Origin of the sequence: Arthrobacter sp. PAMC 25486, assembly GCF_000785535.1 — a bacterium.
Classification (GTDB): domain Bacteria; phylum Actinomycetota; class Actinomycetes; order Actinomycetales; family Micrococcaceae; genus Specibacter.
In genome coordinates this window covers 3,377,711-3,399,146 of the sequence record NZ_CP007595.1, presented here as the reverse complement: position 1 = coordinate 3,399,146, position 21,436 = coordinate 3,377,711, and the positions used below count along the sequence as shown (strand labels likewise).

At 63.5% G+C, this 21,436-nt stretch carries 17 protein-coding genes, 1 tRNA gene and 1 pseudogene; 9 read left to right on the top strand and 10 right to left on the bottom strand.

The genetic code is table 11. The features are described from left to right. Positions 1-287 precede the first annotated feature (287 nt). From art_RS15565 to art_RS15545, 5 genes are read right to left on the bottom strand one after another with little or no spacing between them, the layout of a single operon-like run. On the bottom strand, positions 288-1,175 hold the full coding sequence (locus art_RS15565) for an amidohydrolase (protein WP_253901377.1): 888 nt from the start codon (positions 1,173-1,175) through the stop codon (positions 288-290). After that, complete coding sequence (locus tag art_RS15560) at positions 1,168-2,136, bottom strand: aldo/keto reductase (protein WP_038466261.1); 969 nt, start codon at positions 2,134-2,136, stop codon at positions 1,168-1,170. Before art_RS15560 ends, art_RS15565 begins: the two co-directional genes overlap by 8 nt. Then, a complete protein-coding gene (locus art_RS15555) occupies positions 2,133-2,447 on the bottom strand; it encodes an L-rhamnose mutarotase (protein WP_038466258.1) in 315 nt (104 codons plus the stop codon). Before art_RS15555 ends, art_RS15560 begins: the two co-directional genes overlap by 4 nt. 1 nt (position 2,448) lies before the next feature. Continuing rightward, positions 2,449-3,807, bottom strand: a complete 1,359-nt coding sequence (locus art_RS15550) for an alpha-L-fucosidase (RefSeq protein WP_038466255.1) — start codon at positions 3,805-3,807, stop codon at positions 2,449-2,451. 4 nt (positions 3,808-3,811) lie between these two features. Then, positions 3,812-5,149 (bottom strand): L-fuconate dehydratase, encoded by a 1,338-nt coding sequence (locus art_RS15545; protein ID WP_052136634.1) that lies wholly within the window; start codon positions 5,147-5,149, stop codon positions 3,812-3,814. A gap of 205 nt (positions 5,150-5,354) precedes the next feature. Here art_RS15545 and art_RS15540 point away from each other — a divergent pair, with 205 nt between their 5' ends. After that, entirely contained in the window at positions 5,355-6,236 is an 882-nt protein-coding gene (locus art_RS15540; protein ID WP_038466253.1) for a fumarylacetoacetate hydrolase family protein, read from the top strand. Positions 6,237-6,238: 2 nt separating this feature from the next. Then, a complete protein-coding gene (locus art_RS15535) occupies positions 6,239-6,997 on the top strand; it encodes an SDR family NAD(P)-dependent oxidoreductase (RefSeq protein WP_038466250.1) in 759 nt (252 codons plus the stop codon). A gap of 177 nt (positions 6,998-7,174) precedes the next feature. Here the strand turns inward: art_RS15535 and art_RS15530 are convergent, their stop codons facing one another. Continuing rightward, complete coding sequence (locus art_RS15530; RefSeq protein WP_038466247.1) at positions 7,175-9,343, bottom strand: RecQ family ATP-dependent DNA helicase; 2,169 nt, start codon at positions 9,341-9,343, stop codon at positions 7,175-7,177. Positions 9,344-9,439: 96 nt separating this feature from the next. Here art_RS15530 and art_RS15525 point away from each other — a divergent pair, with 96 nt between their 5' ends. From art_RS15525 to art_RS15510, 4 genes and pseudogenes are all read left to right on the top strand, one after another. Beyond that, positions 9,440-10,858 carry a phosphomannomutase/phosphoglucomutase gene (locus art_RS15525; protein WP_038466244.1) on the top strand — a complete coding sequence of 473 codons (1,419 nt, stop codon included), beginning with the start codon at positions 9,440-9,442 and terminating at the stop codon, positions 10,856-10,858. Positions 10,859-10,903: 45 nt separating this feature from the next. After that, positions 10,904-11,359, top strand: a complete 456-nt coding sequence (locus art_RS15520) for a hypothetical protein (RefSeq protein ID WP_038466241.1) — start codon at positions 10,904-10,906, stop codon at positions 11,357-11,359. Between the two features lie 3 nt (positions 11,360-11,362). After that, positions 11,363-11,812, top strand: coding sequence for an Rrf2 family transcriptional regulator (locus art_RS15515; RefSeq protein WP_038466239.1), 450 nt, complete (start codon positions 11,363-11,365; stop codon positions 11,810-11,812). A gap of 108 nt (positions 11,813-11,920) precedes the next feature. After that, positions 11,921-13,059, top strand: a pseudogene (locus art_RS15510) (globin domain-containing protein). A 227-nt stretch (positions 13,060-13,286) separates the two neighbouring features. Here art_RS15510 and art_RS15505 read toward each other — a convergent pair. Beyond that, a complete protein-coding gene (locus tag art_RS15505; protein WP_038466237.1) occupies positions 13,287-15,116 on the bottom strand; it encodes a phosphoenolpyruvate carboxykinase (GTP) in 1,830 nt (609 codons plus the stop codon). A 290-nt stretch (positions 15,117-15,406) separates the two neighbouring features. Here art_RS15505 and art_RS15500 point away from each other — a divergent pair. After that, a tRNA-Arg gene (locus art_RS15500) sits at positions 15,407-15,479 on the top strand. Between the two features lie 177 nt (positions 15,480-15,656). Here art_RS15500 and art_RS15495 read toward each other — a convergent pair. The 3 genes from art_RS15495 to art_RS15485 form a co-directional block, all read right to left on the bottom strand. Further along, positions 15,657-16,406 (bottom strand): triacylglycerol lipase, encoded by a 750-nt coding sequence (locus tag art_RS15495; protein ID WP_038470515.1) that lies wholly within the window; start codon positions 16,404-16,406, stop codon positions 15,657-15,659. A 5-nt stretch (positions 16,407-16,411) separates the two neighbouring features. Continuing rightward, entirely contained in the window at positions 16,412-17,149 is a 738-nt protein-coding gene (locus tag art_RS15490; protein WP_082000340.1) for an alpha/beta fold hydrolase, read from the bottom strand. A 429-nt stretch (positions 17,150-17,578) separates the two neighbouring features. Then, positions 17,579-18,310 carry a FadR/GntR family transcriptional regulator gene (locus tag art_RS15485; protein WP_038466234.1) on the bottom strand — a complete coding sequence of 244 codons (732 nt, stop codon included), beginning with the start codon at positions 18,308-18,310 and terminating at the stop codon, positions 17,579-17,581. 402 nt (positions 18,311-18,712) lie between these two features. Here art_RS15485 and art_RS15480 point away from each other — a divergent pair, with 402 nt between their 5' ends. After that, a complete protein-coding gene (locus art_RS15480; RefSeq protein ID WP_038466232.1) occupies positions 18,713-20,344 on the top strand; it encodes an ABC transporter substrate-binding protein in 1,632 nt (543 codons plus the stop codon). Positions 20,345-20,479: 135 nt separating this feature from the next. Beyond that, complete coding sequence (locus art_RS15475) at positions 20,480-21,436, top strand: ABC transporter permease (protein WP_038466229.1); 957 nt, start codon at positions 20,480-20,482, stop codon at positions 21,434-21,436.

Below are 21,436 nucleotides of genomic sequence, written 5' to 3'. Positions count from 1 at the left end.
CTCGGCGAAACAGGTGCAGCACCATGCGGGTTTGCCCCCTTCTCGGCGCGCATTTCCACCTGAACCCTGGCGTAGCCGCTGCGATGGAAGGAGCTGGCATGACATGCAACGTCGGGAAGGCCAGGATGGCACGCCCGGCGTCCCTGCCGAAGACAAATCAGACGTCAGCGGCTTGAGACCTGACAGCTGGGATGGTGGGGTCCGGCCGGATCACCCACGGAACAGTCACTGGTGTAAAATCCGCTGTTTTACCGCCACAACTGCAGGCCGGCTGGAACTAACGCCTGTTAGAGGTCGTAGACCCTCCGGGCGGTGCCAGCCCACACGGCCTGCGCCTCGGCCGGGCTGAGCGAGTCGATGAGCTCCGCAGCAACATTGACCGTCTCCGCGTAGGGCGCACCGAGCAGGCTCACGGGCCAGTCTCCGCCATACATGAGCCGGTGCGGCCCAAAAGCGGACAGCGCCACAGACCACACGCGATCCAGGGCAGACGAAGAGAAGTCAGTGCCACCCTCAAACAACCCTGAAACCTTGGCCACGGTGTTGGGCAGGGCCGCCGCCACTCGCAGCTGCCGCTCCCACTCAGCCAGCTCCGAAGCGGTGCCACCTCGGGGCGGCTTGCCCAGGTGGTCAATCACGATGGGCAGCTCAGGGAACTCCCGTGCCACATCAGCCACCTGTCCAAGGTGTCGCGGGAACGCGTTCGGAATGTCAAAGGCCAGGCCGGTCTTCTCCAGCAGCCCCAAGGTCTCCCGAACGGCAGCCAGTTCAAGCACGTCAGGGCGCGGATCGTCATGGATCAGCGTCCGCACGCCACAGAACTTCGGGTTGGCACCCCACCGGGAAAGCAGCGAAGCCGCCTCGGCACGATCTTCCAACGGCAGCCAGCCGACCACGCCAACAATCCAATCGTGGGCGGAGGCAGCGGCCAGCATCGCCTCGTTGTCCGCTGCGGTGTCATCGGCCTGGACCAAAATTGCCTGCCGGACCCCGGCTGCAAACAACGTCTGCTGTGCCTGTTCGGCGGTGAAGCTGTCATAAAGCACGCCGTGGGACGGCTGCAACCATGAGTAGCGGCCCTCACCCAGTTCCCACAGGTGCAGGTGGGAATCCAGGCGGACCGCAGCGCCGCCGTCGTTCATGGAAATACCGCCAACCCCTGAAGCGCTAGGCATGAACCAGACCTTCATCGAGCAGCCCGCGGGACACCAACGCAGCCCACAATTCCGAAGGAATGGCGGCCTCCATGCGCGCAGCCGTCTGAATAATCTGCGCCGGTGTGGATGCACCCACCACCACGCTCACCACGGACGGGTGGGCGGCAGCAAACTGCAGTGCCGCAGCCGGCAGCTCAACACCAAATTCGTCGCAACAGGCGGCAAGGGCCTTGGCGCGGGCCAGGATGTCCGCCGGAGCCGGAGCATAGTTGTAGTTTGCGTCATCCGGCACCACCGGACGGGCCAGCAGTCCCGAGTTGTAAACACCAACGTTGACAATGCCGACGCCGCGTTCAAGGCACAACGGCATCAGGTCTGCGGCTGCGGGCTGCTCCAGCAGCGAGTAGCGCCCGGCCAGCATGATCACGTCGAGGTCTGCACCGAGAACGCAGTCACGGAGTGCGTCGGCAGAGTTGGCGCCAACGCCGATAGCCGAAATCAGGCCCTCGGCGCGCAGCTTTTCCAGGGCGGGCAGTGCCTGGCTGATGCCGGCTTCGAGGTCGTACACGTCCGGGTCATGCAGGTAGGCAATGTCGATCCGATCCAGGCCCGTGCGTTCCAGAGAGTCCTCGATGCTGCGGCGGATGCCGGCCTCGGAGGGATCCCAGCGCCGCACCACGTCGGCCGGCACGTCAAAGCCCTGCGTGTCCCGGGCCCCGGTGGGGTTGTCCACGGGTTCCAGGATGCGTCCCACCTTGGTGGAGATGACAAATTCATCCCGCGGCTTGGTGGTCAGGAAGGCGCCCACGCGGCGCTCGGACAGGCCCAGGCCATAGTGCGGAGCCGTGTCAAAGTAGCGCAAGCCCGCGTCCCAGCCGGCCGCTATGGTGGCGGCAGCAACGTCGTCGGACATGGCCTTGTAGAGGTTGCCGATGCCTGCGGCGCCAAAGCCCAGGCGACCCAATTCCGGAACGGTCACGGCAGCTCCCACACCTTCGCCAGGCCCATATCATCGCCCGAGTAATCGTCCTCAACGTCCAGCAGCTCGCTCATGACCCCCTGCCACGCAATGTTGACCGGATCCGTGGCCAGTTCCTTGCGCATGGCCTGGTAATCGGCCACCTCCACGACATGGAAAAGGTCCCTCCCGCTGCGCCAAATGTTCCAGCCGGTGACGCCGGCGCCGCGCAGGGCCGCGTCGAGGTCGTCGCTGATGCGGGCGTGGACACGATCGTACTCGGCTTCCTTGCCGGGCTTGAGACGGGTGTGAAGGGCAATCTTTTGGGTCATGTCAGTCCCTTTCGGTAGTGGGGTGCGTGTTCAGGGCGGTGCTGTTCAAGAAGAGTTCGACGACGGGCACTCTCACGTTGGGCCGTTGCACCGGCAGCTTCAGCGTCAGCGTACCGGGCGCCTGGCCGGCGGGAGTCATGTGCCCGGCGACCTGGTCCGAGTCGAGGACCAGCATGGCAACCTCGGATGCGTCGTTGAGCAACTGCGCGTAGCGCACCTTGTCTGCCAGGCCGGGCAGGTGGATGAACTGGAACGGCCACGCGAACAAGTGCAGATAGAGGCGGTCGCCGCGCAGGGTGTAGCGGGCGTCCACCGGAGCGTCCAGGCCCGCGGCCCCGGCGCCGTAGATGGAGCGGCTGTGCAGGCGCATCCATTCGCCGATGCCCTCAAGCGCCTCATGGGCGCGCGGATCGATCTCGCCGCGGGCCGTGGGGCCCACGTTCAGCAACAGATTTCCGCCCTTGGAGACACCGTCAATGAGCATCCGGACCAGCTGGTCGGGCGCCTTGTAGTCCAGGTTGTCTCGGTCGTAACCCCAGCTGCCGTTCAGGGTCTGGCAGGCTTCCCACGGAACTTCCTTGTCGCCGCTGAGCATGGCCCCGGCGGGCTGGTACTGCTCCGGGGTCACAAAGTCTCCCGGCACGTTGAGCCGGTCGTTGACGATGATCCCGGGCTGCAGCTCGCGGATCGTCTTCATCAGCTCCACGGAACCCCAATCCTTGGCTCCCTTGCCGCGGAACTTGGGTTCGCCGTCGGCCGTCTTGGTGGACATCTCAGGGTAGGAGAAGTCAAAGAAGAGGTAGTCGATCTGACCGTAATTGCTCAGCAGCTCGCGAACCTGCCCGTGCAGGTACTCGCGGTAGGCCTCGCCGGTGCGGGTCTTGTTGAGCTCGCGCCAATCCGGGTTGTTGCGCTCGGGATGGACGGCGTCGATGGCGAAGTCAGGGTGGTGCCAGTCGATGACGGAGTGGTAAAAACCAACCTTCAGGCCGGCCTCCCGCAGCGCCTCGACATACGGGGTGAGCAGGTCCCGCCCGCACGGAGTGTTTGTTGACTTGTACTCCGTGAGAGCGGAATCCCACAGCACGAACCCGTCGTGGTGCTTGGTGGTCAGCACCACGTACTTCATGCCGGCATGCTTGGCCGCTGCGGCCCACTCACGCGGGTCGTAGAGGTCCGGGTCAAAGTGCTCGAAGTACTTGCGGTAATCCTCCACCGCGATTTGCTCGTAGTTCATGACCCATTCGTGCCGGGCAGCCAGGGAGTACAGCCCCCAGTGCACAAACATGCCAAGCCGGTCCTCGGTGAACCAAGGAGCGTGCGGGATGACAACTTGTGCGGGGGCGCCCTGGTGCGTCATGGGGTTAGACCAGTTCTTTTTCTGCGGCTGCGGCTTCTGCGGCATCGGCAACCCAGAAGGCGCCGTCGGGGAAGGTGTACTCGGCAACCGAGGCTGCGTGCATTTCGCTGCCGCCGCCCGGGGTGACGGGCGGCCAGTAGCAGCCGTCATGAACGTCGATCGGGGTGACGAAGTGCTCGTGGAGGTGGTCCACGAACTCGATCATGCGGTCTTCCTTCTGGCCGGAAACTGCCACGAAGTCAAACATCGACAGGTGCTGGACGGCCTCGCACAGTCCCACGCCGCCGGCGTGCGGGCAGACGCGGACGCCGAACTTGGCGGCTAGCAGAAGAATGGCAACGTTTTCGTTCACCCCGGCCACGCGGGCAGCATCGATCTGCAGGACCTGCAGCGCGTCAGCCTGGAGCATCTGCTTGAAGACAACACGGTTCTGCACGTGCTCGCCGGTGGCCACCGGGATCGGGGCAACGCCGCGGGCGATGGCCGCATGGCCCAGGATGTCGTCGGGGCTGGTGGGCTCCTCGATCCAGGCGATGTCGAACGGCGCCAGGTGCTTCATCCATTCGATGGCCTCCGCAACGTCCCAGCGCTGGTTGGCGTCCACGGCAATCAAAATGTCAGGTCCGACGGCGGCACGTGCGGCCCGCAGTCGGCGCACATCATCTTCGAGGTCGGCACCGACCTTGAGTTTGATCTGCTTGAAGCCGGCGGCAACTGCCTCGTGGGCCAGACGGGTCAGCTTCTCGTCCGAGTAACCCAACCAACCCGGTGTAGTGGTGTAGCCGGGGTAGCCCTCAGCCAGCAGCGTGGCGGTGCGCTCTTCGCGGCCGGCCTCTGCCTGGCGCAGGATTTCCAGTGCTTCATCGCGCGTCATGGCGTCGGTGAGGTAACGGAAATCAACCAGGTCAACCAGTTCTTCCGGGCTCATCTGGGCCAGCAGCTGCCACAGCGGCAGGCCCGCGCGCTTGGACTTCAGGTCCCACAGAGCGTTGACAACGGCGCCGATGGCCATGTGCATGACACCCTTTTCCGGGCCCAGCCAGCGCAGCTGTGAATCGTGGGTCAGTTCCTTCCAGGTGCCGCCCATGTCCGCCAGCAACTCTTCCACGTTGCGGCCCATCAGGTACGGCGTCAGCGCCTTGATGGCTGCTGTTTCAACGTCGTTGCCGCGGCCGATGGTGAACACAAAGCCGTGGCCCTCGTGGCCGTCGTCGCTGTCCGTCACCACACGAAGGTAGGCCGCCGAGTAGTCGGGGTCTGGATTCATGGCATCGGAGCCATCCAGGTCCCGGGACGTTGGAAATCGAACGTCGCTGGTTTCAACGGCGATGATGGTGCTCACAGGGGCTCCCTTTGGAAGAGGATAAACAGTAGAAAACTTCACTCAAGCTAAACATCCGATGTTTTCCATGTCAATATCGGACTTAATGCTGGATTCATGGTTCAGTATGGGTAAAGTTGCCCTAAAGCTCAGATGTTAAGGTCCAGCGATGGGCCACCAACAATAAGAACCGCACACTCCTGTGGTTGTAGAGGATATGAATTTCATGAAGATTGCACGTCTTGGCGAGCAGGGACGGGAAATTCCCGTCGTCATTGTCGCCGACTCCAACGGAACCGAGCATAGCTACGACGCACGTCCTGTCACGGCCGAGATCGACGGCGCATTCCTGGCCGATGACGGCCTGGCCGCGCTGCGCGCGGCACTGGATGCCGGCACGCTGCCGGTCCTGGACAACGCTGCCGAACTGCGCATCGGCTCCCCCATCGCACGCCCGAACAACGTGATCTGCATCGGCATGAACTACGCCGCGCACGCCGCCGAGTCCGGCGCCCTGCCCCCGACCATCCCGGTGGTCTTCCTCAAGCCCAACAACACGGTCGCGGGCCCCTTTGACGCCTCCCCGATCCCGCCGCTGGCCCAGAAGTACGACTGGGAAGTGGAACTCGGCGTCGTCATCGGCCGCGAGGTCAGCTACCTCTCCACGGTTGAGGAAGCCGCTGCCGCCGTCGCCGGTTACGTAGTAGCCAACGACCTCTCCGAACGCGAATACCAGATCCCCGGTGCCGCCGGACAGTGGACCAAGGGCAAGTCACTGCCCAAATCCACCCCGCTGGGCCCGTGGTTCGTGCCCGCCTCCGAGATCGATTCCACCAAGTTGCAGCTCAAGTCCTGGGTCAACGGCGAAATCCGCCAGGACTCCAACACCGCAGATTTGATCTTCGATGTCCCCACCGTCATTCACCACCTGTCCCAGTACATGGTGCTCGAGCCCGGCGATGTCATCCTGACCGGCACCCCCGAGGGCGTTGCCCTCTCCGGCCGTTTCCCGTATATACAGGACGGCGACGTCGTCGAAGTGGAAATCGCAGGCCTGGGCCGTCAGCGCCAGGAATTCTTCCGCGCCGGAACTACCAAGGAGCCATAGGCATGAGTCAGGAACTTTCCAACCTCACGGCCGTCGTCACCGGCGGATCCTCCGGCATCGGCGCCGCGATCGCAGCAAAGCTGCAGGCCATGGGCGCGAACATCTCCGTCCTTGACCTGAACCCGGAAAACCTGCCCGCAGGCCAGCTCGGCTTCACCTGCAACGTCGCCGACGACGACTCCGTCAAGGCTGCTATCACCGGAACCGTGGAAGCCTTCGGCGGTGTGGACATCGTCATCAACAACGCGGGCATCGGCGCCATCGGCACCGTAGAAACCAACGACGACGCCGAATGGGCCCGCGTCTGGGACATCAACGTCGTTGGCATGGTCCGCGTCACCCGCGCCGCACTTCCCCATCTGCGCAAGTCCGGCGCCGCAGCCATCGTGAACACCTGCTCCATCGCCGCCACCGCAGGCCTGCCCGCGCGTGCCCTCTACACGGCAACCAAGGGAGCAGTCCTGTCCCTGACCCGCGCCATGGCAGCAGACCATCTACGCGAAGGAGTCCGCGTCAACGCCGTGAACCCCGGCACCGCAGATACCCCGTGGATTGGCCGCCTCATGGACCAGGCAGAGAATCCCGTAGCCGAGCGCGCAGCACTGAACGCACGCCAGCCCCACGGACGCCTCGTCTCCGCTGAGGAAGTAGCCGGCGCCGTCGCCTACCTCGCCAGCCCGCTCTCAGGCTCCACCACCGGAACCTCCATCGCCGTCGACGGCGGCATGCAGGAACTCCGCCTGCGCCCGGCAGGACAGTAAACCCTCCCCCTATATATGGGGGGAAATCCCCGAACGCTCCCTGTATGTATTGAGGGAGCGTTCGGCGTTAAAGCCCCGGAGCTGAGCGAGCGTCGGGAAAAAGTGCCCCGGATCTGCAGGAGCGTTCGTCAGAAAAGCCCCGCAACTGAGCGAGCGTTGGGATGGGGCGAGGGGAGGTTAGCCGGCCTGGGCCAATACTAGCGGGAGCACTTGGCCTGCCCCTGCCTGGCGCAAGGCACGGCCGGCCACCGTCAACGACCACCGGCTGTCAACCAGGTCATCCAGCAGCAGGACGGTGCCTCCGGGAGATGCGCCAAGTGCCGCGGCCAGTTCGGGCCCCACGGCGAAGCGCTCCCACACACCGGCAAGGCGGTAGGCGCTGTTGCCGCCGCGTTCACCGGTTGGCCCGCCAAATTCCAGCGACAGCGATCCCAGGTACGGCAGCTTGCCAATCTCGGAGATGGCCTGGGCAAAGGACGCCAACAACAACGGCTTGGAGCGCGAGGGCATGGCGACAACCGCGACCGGGCGACCGGCACCTTCCCAGCCGGACTGGCCCCACTCACGCAGAACTGCCACCACTGCCTGGGCCATGGCCGGATCGAGTGGCGCATCCGGGGAGCCTGCGGCAAACATGGCACGCAGCGCATTGCCCCAGCCCAGATCCGTCATCCTCGCCAGGATGCGGCCGGTGGACACAATCTCATCCGCCTTGAGCTTGCCCTTCACGGGGACTCCCAGACGGTCCATGCCCGTGGGCCACATGGCGCGCGGATCAAGCGGCAGTCCTGCATGGCGCAGCGACTCCCCCGCAGCTTCTGCGGCGCTGGACACCACATCGGCGCCAAACCAGCGCCCCGCACAGTTGTCGCACCGTCCGCACGGTGCTGCAGTTTCGTCGTCGAGGGCGGCCGCCAGGTACTCCATGCGGCAGCCCGACATGCGCTCGTATTCCACCATGGACTGCTGCTCGTCAACACGGGCCTGGGCAATGCGCCGATAGCGTTCCTCGTCGTAAACCCACGGCGCCCCGGTCGATTCCCAGCCGCCGGACACCCGCCGCACGGCCCCGTCCACGGCCAGCACCTTCAGCAGCAGCTCAAGCGGGGTACGCCGCAGATCAACCCGGGCCTCGAGCGCCGGCGTTGACATGGGCTTGGGCGATTCACCCAGCGCCTCAAGCACAGCCGTGGCCTTGTCCTGCGCCGGCATGGACGCCGTGGCAAAGTAACGCCAAATCTCGGCATCCTCACTGCCCGGCAGCAGCAGCACATCGGCGTTGGCGCTGCCACGTCCGGCACGGCCCACCTGCTGGTAGTAGGCAACAGGGGACGACGGCGCACCCAGGTGGACCACGAAGCCCAGGTCAGGCTTGTCGAACCCCATGCCCAGGGCACTGGTGGCCACCAGCGCCTTCACCTGATTGCCTTTCAGTGCGTCCTCCAGGGCCTCACGGTCCATGGTGTCGGTGCGTCCGGTGTAGGCCTTGACCACGTGCCCGGCCTCGGCCAGCAGCCGCGCGGTGTCCTCCGCGGCGGAAACTGTCAGGGTGTAGATGATGCCGCTGCCCGGCAACTCGGCCAGGTGGGTCAACAGCCAGCCGAGCCGATCGCGGGAATCGGCCAGCCGCAGCACCCCGAGCCGCAAGGACTTGCGGGCCAACGGTCCGCGGATGGTGAACACTCCGGCGCCAAGCTGTTCCTCAATGTCGGCGACCACCCGGGAGTTGGCCGTGGCCGTGGTTGCCAGAACAGGGACGGCAGCCGGCAACTGGGCGATCAGGTCGGCGATGCGGCGGTAGTCGGGACGGAAGTCATGCCCCCAGTCGGAAATGCAATGCGCCTCATCAACCACCAACAGGCCCGTGCGCTGCACCAACGAGGGCAGCTGGTTCTCCCGAAAGGACGGATTGGTCAGCCGCTCGGGGGAAACCAGCAGCACATCCACCTCGTCGGCAGCCAGCGCCGCGGAGACCAGGCCCCAGTCGGTGGCATTGGCGGAGTTGATGGCCATGGCTCGTACACCGGCGCGTTCGGCGGCGGCCACCTGGTCCCGCATGAGCGCCAGCAGGGGCGAGACAATCAGCGTGGGCCCGGCCCCGCGAGCCCGCAGCAACAGGGAGGCTACAAAGTACACAGCCGACTTTCCCCAACCCGTGCGCTGGACAACCAAGGCGCGCCGACCGCCGTCGACCAATGCCTCAATGGCCTCAAACTGCCCGTCGTGAAAGACGGCATCCTCCCGGCCCACCAACGCCCGGAGCACTTCAAGGGCACGCCCGCGGGTATCGGAGGGCCCACCCTGGAAGGCGGAGGCGGCTGGACTGGGCGCTGGTTGAAAGGTCATGCCCCCAGTATTCCAGTGGACACTGACAATCCTCCCGCCGCAGGCAACCAGCTGTGGATAACTTTCGGGTTTGCCACTCGACGGTAAGATGGTTGGGTGACTACTGAAGATAATTTTCCGGTTGACCTGACCAGCTCGTTCAAGGCCTATGACGTGCGCGGAATCGTCGGCGAGACCATCACCACCGCATCCGTGCGGGCCGTGGGAGCCGCGTTTGTCGAGGTTCTCGGGATCAAGGGCCAAACCGTCCTGGTGGGCGGCGACATGCGCCCTTCCTCCCCCGGATTCTCACAGGCATTTGCCGAGGGCGCCACCAGCCGCGGTGCCAATGTGCAGCTGTTGGGCCTGATCTCCACGGATGAGCTGTATTTTGCCTCCGGTGCGTTGCAGGCCGCCGGTGTTGTCTTCACGGCCAGCCACAACCCCGCCGAATACAACGGCATGAAGATGACCCGGGCAGGCGCCGTTCCCGTGTCCTCGGAGACCGGCATGACCGAGATCCGCGACCTCGCGCAACAGTACCTCAAGGACGGCATCCCCGCCGCCGAAAGCGAAGCCGGGACCATTGGCCAGACCGACGTCCTGAAGGCCTACTCGGAGTACCTGCGCAAGCTCGTTGACCTCACCGGTTCCCGCCCGCTGAAGATCGTGGTCGACGCCGGCAACGGCATGGCCGGCATGACCACCCCCGCCGTCCTCGGCGACGCCCTGCTGCCGGGCCTGCCCTTCGAGATCATCCCGCTCTACTTTGAGCTGGACGGCACGTTCCCGAACCACCCGGCCAACCCTCTTGAACCCGCCAACCTCGTTGACCTGCAGGCCGCCGTTGTGGAGCACGGTGCGGACATTGGTTTGGCGTTCGACGGCGATGCCGACCGCTGTTTTGTCATTGACGAACTGGGTGCGCCTGTGTCGCCGTCGGCCGTCACCGCCTTGGTGGCCCGCCGCGAGATTGCCCGCGCCAAGCTGGCCGGCGAGGAACACCCCACCGTCATCCACAACCTGATCACCTCCCGCGCGGTGCCTGAACTGATCACGCACGACGGCGGCCGGGCTGTTCGCACGCGGGTTGGCCACTCCTTCATCAAGGCCACCATGGCCGAGGAAGGCGCCGTCTTTGGCGGCGAGCACTCGGCACACTACTACTTCCGCGACTTCTTCAACGCCGACACCGGCATGCTCGCGGCCATGCACGTGCTGGCCGCTCTCGGCGAGCAGAACGGACCGCTCTCGGAGCTGGGACGCGAGTACGAGCCCTATGTCTCCAGCGGTGAGATCAACTCCCAGCTGGCCGATGTCCCTGCCGCCGTGGCCCGCGTCCGCGCCGCCTACACACGCGAGGACGTCACGGTTGACGAGCTGGACGGCATCACGTTCAGCGCCAAGGACGGCTCCTGGTGGTTCAACCTGCGCGCCTCCAACACCGAACCCTTCCTGCGCCTGAACGCCGAAGCCGAGGACGCCGTCACCATGGCCGACATCCGCGACGCCGTCCTTGAACTTGTGCGCCGCTAACCCGCCGCAGCGCGCCACCACTCTAAGATATTCCGAGGAAAATCCATGAACCAGAACACCCCCGAACCTTCCGAGCTTGACGCCCAGGTGCAGGATGACCTGAATAAACTCATTGGCACCGCCCTGGGCGTTGCTGCCGAGCAGTTGGAGGAGCACGGCGCCTTCCTGCCGGTTGGCCTTGTCCTCACGCACGACGGCGAGCTTAACCTCGTGGCCGTCTCACCGACCGAGGTGGATGGTGGGGAGGAAAGCGAACTCGATGCCGACGCGATGATTGCGGACTTGTTTCAGGCACTCACGCAACAGCGGGATCAAAACCGGGCGGCCGCCGTCGTCTGTGACATCCACCTGCCCGACGATGTCACGGATGCCATCCACGTCATGGCAGAGCACAGCACCGGCATGGGAGTTGCAGCGGTGCAGCCGTACCGCCAGGCACCCACCGGCTGGGAGTTCGGCAATCCGTTCTTGGAAGCCGGCGAGATCACGATCTGGGCCTAACTGATGCGCATCAACAGCTTTTCCGACGTCAGCCTGCGCCTGTTGATGGTGTTGTGCTCGGCACCGGATGGTGAACTTTCCACCACCCGCGACCTCGCGGAACAGGTGGGCACGCCGTACAACCACGTCAGCAAGGCCGTGCTCAAGCTGCGCCAGATGGGACTCGTCGAGGCCATTCGCGGGCGCAGCGGTGGCGTGCGCATCTCCCCTGCGGGCAAGGTGGCCACGGTGGGCCAGGTGCTGCGCGTGCTTGATGACCACAGTGACGTGGCCGAGTGCCAGACCGACATGGGCGACTGCCCCCTGGTGCACGATTGCGGGTTGCGGGGGGCGCTGAACCATGCCCGGGAATCGTTCTACGTCTCGCTGGACAATGTGACCATCTTCAGCCTCGCCCGGAAGACATCCGACGGCCCCGTTCCCGTGATGTTAAGCACATCCCGTCCAGGCTGACCCGCGCCAAGTCAACACTTTTCTACAACTTGTAGAAAACGTGTCTTTAAACTCGCATATCAAATGCTACTTTGGTGTTGTCACCTCGACTTTCACCAAGGAGTAATCATGCTTTCGGAAAAATCGCGCCCGCTCATTGTTGCCACACTGCCGCTGGTCGGCTCACGCCTGGGCGCCATCACCCCGAACTCCTGAACGGCCTGTTCAGCCGTGCCAACCAGGGCAACGGCGAGCAGCAAAAGGCCCTGGCCGGCTCCATTGCAGGCTTCGCCACGGCCCTCGTTGCCAACCCGGACCTAATTCCCGAGACCCTGCTGAGCCGCATTGCCCACAAGCACACCGCCCTTGGCATCACCGCGGACCAGTACGACATTGTCTACAAGTACCTCTTCGAGGCCATCGCCGAGGAGCTCGCGGACGTCATTACGGCCGAGATCGCCGAGGCCTGGACCGAGGTGTACTGGCTCATGGCCAACGCCCTCATCAAGATTGAAAAGGGCCTCTACGCCATCCAGGCCAACGACAAGATGTGGATGCCCTGGACCGTCGTGGAGAAGAACCCGGCCGGCACCGACGCCATGACCTTCGTGCTGGCGCCGGCCGACGACACACCCGTCACCGTGGCCCGCCCCGGCCAGTTCGTCTCCGTCAAGGTCGCCCTGCCCGACGGGCTGCTTCAGGTCCGCCAGTACTCGCTCTCGGCCGACGTCGAGTCCACCACCCGCCGCGTGTTCACCACCAAGCGTGACGATGGCGGCGAGGTCTCACCCGTGCTGCACAACAATGTGAAGGTCGGGGACGTCGTCGAGCTTTCCAACCCCTCCGGCGATGTGACGCTCGATGGCGAGGGCCCCGTGGTGTTTGCCACAGCAGGCATTGGCTGCACCCCCTCCGCATCGGCGCTGCGCTCACTTGCCACTACAGGCGGGGATCGTGAGGTGCTGGTGCTGCACGCCGAGAAAAACCTCGAAGCCTGGGCCCTGCGCGAGCAGATGACCAGGGACGTCGACGCCATCGACAGCGCGACCCTGCAGCTCTGGCTGGAGGAACCCACCGAGGGCTTCCATAAGGGCTTCATGTCCCTCGACGGTGTGGACATTCCGGCCGACGCGTCCATGTACGTGTGCGGTCCACTGCCGTTTATGAAGGCGATCCGCAACCAGGCCATTGACGCCGGCATCCCGTCGACGAAGATCCACTACGAGGTCTTCGGCCCGGACGTCTGGCTCGCCGGCGCCGCAAACTAGCCCCCACCAGCAACGCTCGCTCAGATACGGGGCAGTTTTCCCGGACGCTCGCTCACATCAGGGGGTGTTTGGACGAACGCTCGCTCACGTACCGCTGAATGCTGGCGGCCGAGTGAGCGAGCGTTTGGCGAAAAAGCCCCGCTAGTGAGCGAGCGTTTGGGGGGAAATGCACAATGGGGTCTCTACGGGCTCGACCAGCGGTGGTCGAGCCGGTAGAGGCCCCATATTTATGCTGCGAAGCGCTGCTTCAGGCCCTCCAGCTCGGCGGCCATTTCCTCCGGGAGGGAGTCGCCAAAGCGGGCGTACCACTCCTCGATGCCGGCGAGCTCGGCTTCCCACTCTTCCGGAACCACCTTCAAAGCGTCCTTGATGTCCGACGCCGGGACCTCCAAACCGGCCAGGTCCAGTGAACCTTCTGCGGGGACAAAACCGATGGGCGTCTCCACCGCGTCGGCCGTGCCTTCAATACGCTCGATGGCCCACTTGAGCACGCGGGTGTTCTCACCAAAGCCGGGCCAGGCGAAGCCGCCTTCGGCATTGCGGCGGAACCAGTTCACCAGGAAGATCTTGGGCAGGCGGTCCTGGTTTGCATTGGCCGAGAGTTCGATCCAGTGCTTGAGGTAGTCGCCGGCGTCGTAGCCGATGAACGGCAGCATGGCCATGGGATCGCGGCGGACCACGCCAACAGCACCAGTGGCTGCAGCAGTGGTTTCCGAGGAGAGCGTGGATCCCATGAAGATGCCGTGCTGCCAGTCGCGGGCCTGGGTGACTAGCGGGATCGTGGTCTTTCGGCGTCCGCCGAACAAGATGGCGTTGATTTCCACACCGGCTGCGTCGAAGTAGTCCTTTGACAGCATGTCCACCTGGTCGATGGGCGTGCAGAAACGAGAGTTCGGATGTGCGGCGGGGCGGCCCGACTCAGGCGTCCAGCTGTTGCCCTGCCAGTCTGTCAGATGAGCTGGCACTTCGGTGGTCATGCCCTCCCACCAGACACCGCCGTCGTCCGTCAGGGCAACGTTGGTGAAGATCGAGTTGCCCTTGACGATGGCGGCCATGGCGTTGGGGTTGGTGGACCAGCCGGTGCCGGGGGCCACACCAAACAGGCCTGCCTCCGGGTTAACTGCACGGAGCTCACCCTCCTTGCCAAAGCGCATCCAGTTGATGTCGTCCCCCAGGGTCTCGGCCTTCCAGCCGGGGACGGTGGGCTCGAGCAGGGCCAAGTTGGTCTTGCCGCAAGCCGAGGGGAATGCCGCGGCCACATGGTAGGTCTTCTCCTCGGGGCTGGTGAGCTTGAGAATGAGCATGTGCTCGGCCAGCCAGCCTTCATCCCGGGCCATGACGGAGGCGATGCGCAGGGCAAAGCACTTCTTGCCCAGCAGCGCATTGCCGCCGTAGCCGGAGCCGTAGGAGAAGATCGAGCGCTCCTCCGGGAAGTGCACAATCCACTTTTCCTCGTTGCACGGCCAGGCGACATCCTGTTGGCCCGACTCCAGCGGCGCACCAACCGAGTGCAACGCAGGAACGAAGAAGGCGTTGGTGTCCTCAATCTTGCGCAGGACCTCACTGCCAATGCTGGCCATGATGCGCATGGAGGCGACGACGTAGGCGGAGTCGGTGATCTCGACGCCGAACTTGGGATCCTCGGCGTCGAGTGGGCCCATGACGAAGGGGATGACATACATGGTGCGTCCGCGCATGCTGCCGGCGAACCGCTCGTTCAGGATCTCCTTCATGGCGGCCGGTTCCATCCAATTGTTGGTGAAGCCGGCGTCGCGCTCCTTCTCGGAGCAGATGAAGGTCCTCCCCTCAACCCGGGCCACGTCCTTGGGGTCCGAGAAGGCTGCGAAGGAATTCGGGAACTGCTCCGGGTTGAGGCGGGTCAGCGTGCCGGCCTCCACGAGCTCATCCGTGAGCTGCGCATATTCTTGTGCGGACCCGTCCGCCCAGCGGATGTTCTCCGGCAAGGTCAGAGCAGCTACCTCGGACACCCAGGCGGCGAGGCCCCTGTGGGTTGTCATTGCCTGCTCAACGGATTCCTGCACTGGCGCGTGGCCCATTGTGTGTCCCTTCATTGGGGGGATAGGTGATGTCTAAATGCTATGACCGGGCCTTCCTACTTTTTGGGCATTGGACGTGGGACGTATTGGCTTGACAGGGAACGAGTTTCGCGTGTTTACACGGATTTCACATTTTTAGATGGCCGCATTTAGTGAGCCAGATCACGTAGACCGGTCTAGTGTTGGGGAACACCGCGCTTTGCCACTTGCACGATTTGTACTCTCAGCCCAAGGTGGGTTAGAGTTATTCACGGCCCGAGGGTCAACAAAGAAACACAGAAACAGAATATGCGTGCGTAGCTCAATGGATAGAGCACCTGACTACGGATCAGGAGGTTGGGGGTTCGAGTCCCTTCGCGCGCACTTTGAGAAAGAGTCCCAAACTTTGAGTTTGGGACTCTTTCGTTTAAGCACTGAATCACTCAGCCGCTCCCGAACCCGCCCGCGTTTCTGACACCGATGCCACTTTCTGAGCCCGGAATCCCGGTATCTACCAGCGGGATCGGTGTCGTTTTCGCAGATTCCGCGAACGGCCGGGCGCTACCTTGCCGCCGCCATCCCTGCCACGGCATGTTCGACGGCGGCCAGCACAGTTTCGTCCGCCAGCGTGCGGAAGTGCCCGGAGACGGGCAGCTCGATGTTCTTTGCCCCGATCAGGGCGCTGCCGCCCGGGATGTGCGGATCAAATTCCGGATAGATGGAAACTACCTGGTGGTTCAGGGCCGTTTGTTCCTGCAGCGACAACAAGACCGCGTCCACCGGGGAGAAATCGCGCAGGGTCCGTGACATTGAGTATCGGGCGTAGGAGGAACCGGAGAACGGGGTGGCCACGGCCACGAGCCCGAGCACCTCAACATCGGCGGGCGGGGCTGGGATTTGAGGGCCGGCGTCGTGCTTCTCGACATGGCCAGGGGAAAGCGAGGCATCCAGCATCAGGTGCTTGCCAATCAGTCCTCCCTTGCTGTGCGCCAACAAGATGCAGGCGGAAATCCCGTGGACGGTTGCCAGGCGCGCGAGCTCGGCCCTCACCACCACCGCGGACGCTGGCACCGAACGGCGGTTGATGCCCAATGCGGGGACGGGAAATACCCGGAAGCCCTGGGCGTTCAGGCGGGTGGCGGCGGGCTCCAGAAACAGCCAGGTCTCATACACCCCGGGCAACAGCACGATGGCCGGCAGGGAGGGGTTCCCCTGGGCGTAATGGGCGGGGGCGCTGCGGCGGAAAGTAGATGCAAACTGGCGCCAGCCGGCATAGAGGTAGTCGAGCGCCCACCACCCCAGGCGCTTCATGGCATTCACCGGGCACCCACGTGGGCCACGATGAATTCGGCCACGCAGGCGCCGTCCTTGACCATGGTCTCGTGGCCGCGCCCGTCAACCTCCACCATGGTGGCTCCGGGGATCAGGGCAGTGGCCTCCTCCACCCAGTCCTGCGGGCAGACGCGGTCCCGGTTGCCGCGGATCACCAGGGTGTGCGCCTGGATCTTCGGCAGGGTGTCCTCGATGCTGTGCTCCATCATGCTGTGCAATTTCTTCATGAACCAGCGCGGACCTGTCTTGGCATAGTTCCGCACACCCATGGCAATGACCTTGGGGCTCTCACCAAAGAGATCCTGGGTCATGCGCCAGGCCTGTTTCCTGATGGAGCGTTCATGTCTATTGACGGTAGGCGCCACAAGGACAAGTTCCGGGAACAGGTCCGGGCGCTGCGCCGCCGCCTCCGCCACAACTTGGGTTCCCATGGAATGCCCCACCAAGACCGGCTGGTCCAGGGATTCCGCCTCGATAAAGTCAATCAGCAAGTCACCCATTTGGGCCATGGTGAGCGCATGTTCTGGTTCGGGGGCATCGCCAAAACCGGGCAGGTCAATGGCCACCACACGTCCGTGATGCTCCAGCACCGTGCTGAGTTGCGCAAAATAGGCGATCCCCATGCCGATGCCGTGCACCAGCAGGAACGTCCGCTCTGCCCTCTTGTCGGTGTCGGTCGTGACGATCTCATATCCGCCCACTACAACTCTGCGTACACTCATGCTTCACAGTATGGCTCAGTTGCCGGGCCCGCCGGTCAAGGGTGGAATTGGACCAGCTGCCGGGCCTGCCAGGTGACAGCCGGCTTGGGAGGTGGCGGGTGGTTTTGGCGGCCAGAACTGCCCGTTCCAGTGGCGGCTGTGGCCGGGGTCCCGCCGAACTGTGCTGTGAACTCGCAGTTAATGTCGCCAGTCTTGGATTTGGTGACATTAACTGCGAGTTGGCGGCGGTGGCACCCGAAATGACGCAATTTGCCCCACTCTCGGCGATAGGCACAGCGCACACTGCATCTTTGGCCCGAACTCGCAGCACGGATCCCCCGCCCATGTCGCGAGGTTGCGAGGTTTCAAGTTGCAGGAGCAGCCGGGTGGGCCCGCTCGCCAGGTTCCCGATAAATCGGGCCAGCGATTTACCGGGCCGGCGAGTGTGGACTATTCGGCTTCGACGAACTGCTTGATCTTGGCACGGATGCCGTCGAAGTGGCTGCTGAGCAGGGCGGCGGCGGTTGTCGCATCTTGAGCAACGACCGCGTCATAGATGCTGCGGTGTTCGGCGGCTGTACGCACCAGGTCCATGCCACCGGTGCCGATCTCCAGGTGGATCTTGCGGTACACCTTCCAAAACACGCCCATGAGGTTCATGAGGAGGTCATTGCCAAGGGGTTCAAAAAGCAGCCGGTGGAATTCCGCATCGGCCTCCACGAACTGTTCCCCGTCCTGGGCCAGTACTTCCATGTTCTCAACGACGGCGGCAATGCGCACAAGGTGTTCTTCGCTGACAACGGCAATGCAGGCGCTGATCAGACCGGACTCAAGTGCCTGGCGGATGTCAACCAACTGCAGGGCTTCCAAGCCTTCGTGGCGCAGGGACAGCCGGCCCCGAAAGGTCAGCCCGTCTGCCAGCGCCTCAAAGTTGCTCGGTGCCACAAACATGCCAAAGCCGTGGCGGATTTCAATGACACCCAGGGCCTGCAGCACCTTCAAGGATTCACGGAGGGTGTTGCGGCCGACGCCAAGGACTTCGCACAGCTCATTCTCGGTGGGCATGGCATCCCCGGCTTCGAGGTCCCGTTCCAGGATGAGCTCCATGACGTCCGCCTGTAGTGCGCGAAGCCGCGCCTGGGCACTAAACCTGGCCTTCGGAACTGCCGTTGAAATGGACAACTAAACTCCTCAGAAAAATGTGCCGCAAGGACCGCCTGTTTCTCGCTTTATTGGCGATAGTACAGGCGAATTGTCCCCCGAGTGACCATAAGCTTGATTCTCCGGTGTTGCGGCTCGTGAGCCGGGCGCCAGCTGCGCGCCAAGGTGATCTAAGACATAGAATATCGGATGTCCGACGACTTGCCTACCATCGGCAGCCGAACAACATGCTCGCCGGGCATCCGGACGCGGGCTGGGACGTGCACCAACCGCCGTCGAACTTTAATTTCACACCAGCTCACCGATGCCAAAATGAGACCCTACTCCCACTTGACCTAACCCTGTGATCGCTATTACAGTTTCACCATAAGCATCGGACGTCCTACATCCGATAACTAATAAACGAAATGGTGAGTCCACAGAATGAGCAATACTCTTCAGAACCTACCTGCGACACCGGCGTCGCGTCGCACCTTCCTCAAGGCCGCTGGCGTCCTGGGTGCTGCAACGGCTTTTACCGCGACTCTTGCAGCCTGCGGCTCATCTGACGAAACCGGCAAGGGCACCGAAACTTCAGGTGCCGCTGGTGGCATCAACAAGGATGGCAGCATCGAAGCTGGCATCTCGTACTCACTGTCAACGGGCTTCGACCCGATGAGCTCCTCGGGCGCAACCCCGCTGGCCGCAAACCTGCACATCTTCGAAGGCCTGGTGGAACTCCACCCGGCAACGCGTGAGCCCTACAACGCTCTCGCCGCCGAAGATCCAAAGATGGTTGATGAGACCACCTACCAGGTCACCATCCGCGACGGCGCCAAGTTCCACGACGGCTCCCCCGTCACCACCGAGGACGTCGCCTACTCCTTCGAACGCGTTCTGGACCCGGCCAACCAGGCCCTGTTCGCCCAGTTCATCTTCTTCATCGACTCCGTCAAGGCCGTCGACGAGAAGACCGTTGAATTCAAGCTGAACACCCCGTTCGCCGGCTTCGGCCCGCGCATCTCGGTTGTCAAGGTCGTCCCCAAGGCACTGGCCTCGGCAGACCAGAAGGCTTTCGACGCCACCCCCGTCGGCACCGGCCCGTACAAGTTCGTTTCCGCCGCCAAGGACGACAAGATCGTCTTCGCTCGCAACGACGACTACAACGGCCCGAAGCCGGCCCTGGCCAAGGACATGACCTGGTTCCTGATGGCTGACGCATCAGCCCGCGTCACCGCCATGCAGTCCGGCCGCGTTCAGGCCATCGAGGACGTCCCCTACCTGGACGTTGACGCCCTCAAGGGCAAGGTTGAAGTTGAGTCCGTGCAGTCCTTCGGCTTGCTCTTTCTCATGTTCAACCTGTCCCGCGCCCCCTTCGACAAGAAGGAAGTCCGCCAGGCATTGCACTACGCCCTGGACAAGGAAGCCATCATCAAGACGGCCCTGCTGGGCAACGCAACGGCAGCCACTTCCTACTTCCAGGAAGGCAGCGCCAATTACCAGAAGGCTTCCACCGTTTACGGTTACGACGCCGAGAAGGCCAAGTCGATGCTTGCTGACGCCGGCGTCAAGGACCTCAAGCTGACCCTGACCAGCACGGACACCGCCTGGGTCAAGGATGTCACGCCGATCATGAAGAAGAACTGGGATGCCATTGGCGTTACCACCACGCTTGAGCCGCTGGCTTCCGCCGCAGTCTACGCACCGGAAAAGGTTGGCGGGCTGAACTACGACGTTGTTGCAGCCCCCGGCGATCCCTCTGTCTTCGGCAACGACGCAGACATCCTGCTCAGCTGGTGGTACCGCGGCGACGTCTGGGCCAAGAACCGCTTCGCCTGGAACGAGTCCGCGGAGTACAAGGAAGTTCAGACCAAGCTGGATGCCGCACTGGCAGCCCCCGAGGCTGAAGCCAAGAAACTCTACAGCGAAATCATCAACATCGTCGCTGAAGAAGCACCGCTCTACCCGATCTTCCACCGCAAGCTGCCCACCGCGTGGAACTCCAAGGAGCTTGACGGCTTCGCACCGCTGCCCACCACGGGCGTCTCCTTTGTTGGAGTAGGCCGGACAGCCTAGGTTTACCGTTTTTTCGCAGACCTTGGGGGCTGTGGCCACTTGGCCACGGCCCCCAAGGTCTGAGACCATCTTTCCTATGACGCAGCCCACGTTTCCCCCAAGCAGCTGACTGCAAATAGAACCGGAGTAAGTACATTGGCAAACTTTTTGCGACTGCTGGGACGCCGGCTCGCAGCACTACCGTTGATGATCCTGGGTGTAACCCTGCTCGTCTTCGTGGTGCTGCAGTTCGCTCCTGGTGACCGTGCCGTTGCAGCACTAGGCGATGGAGCCTCACCCGAGGCCCTCAACCAGTACCGCGAGGCCAACGGATACAACGACCCCCTCTTCATTCAGTACTTCCGCTACCTGGGCAACCTTTTCCAGGGCGACTTTGGCGACACCCTGCCACCGGCCAAGCCGATCACCGAGGTCATCGCCAGCGCGTTCCCGGTGACCCTGCAGCTGACCTTCCTGGGCGTTCTGATCGCCATCGTCATCTCATTGGTCTTCGGCGTCCTCGCTGCGCTGTACCGCGACAAGTGGGTTGACCAGGTCATCCGTGTCTTCTCTATTGCAGGCATCGCCACCCCGTCCTTCTGGTTGGGCATCCTGCTCATCCAGTGGTTCGCTTTGGGCGACAACTCTTGGTTCCCCTCAGGCGGCCTCGCCGACCCGGATGACGGTTTCATGGGCTGGCTCAGCTCCATGACCCTCCCGGCGCTGGCCCTGGCAATCCCGGTTTCCGCCTCGCTGATCCGTGTTGTCCGCACCTCGATGGTTGAAGAACTGGACCGCGACTACGTCCGCACCGCGATCGGCAACGGCGTCCCGTACACCACAGTCGTTTCCAAGAACGTCCTGCGCAACGCCCTTGTCACCCCGGTGACCGTGCTGGGTCTTCGCATCGGCTACCTGCTTGGCGGCGCCGTCGTGATTGAAATGATCTTCTCACTGCCCGGCATGGGACAGCAGATCCTCAACGGCATCACCAACGCCGACACCAACCTGGTCCAGGGCGTTGTGCTCGTCATCGCCGTGACCTTTGTTCTGGTCAACATCCTGGTGGACCTTTTGTACTTGCTCATCAACCCCCGAATCAGGACGGTCTAA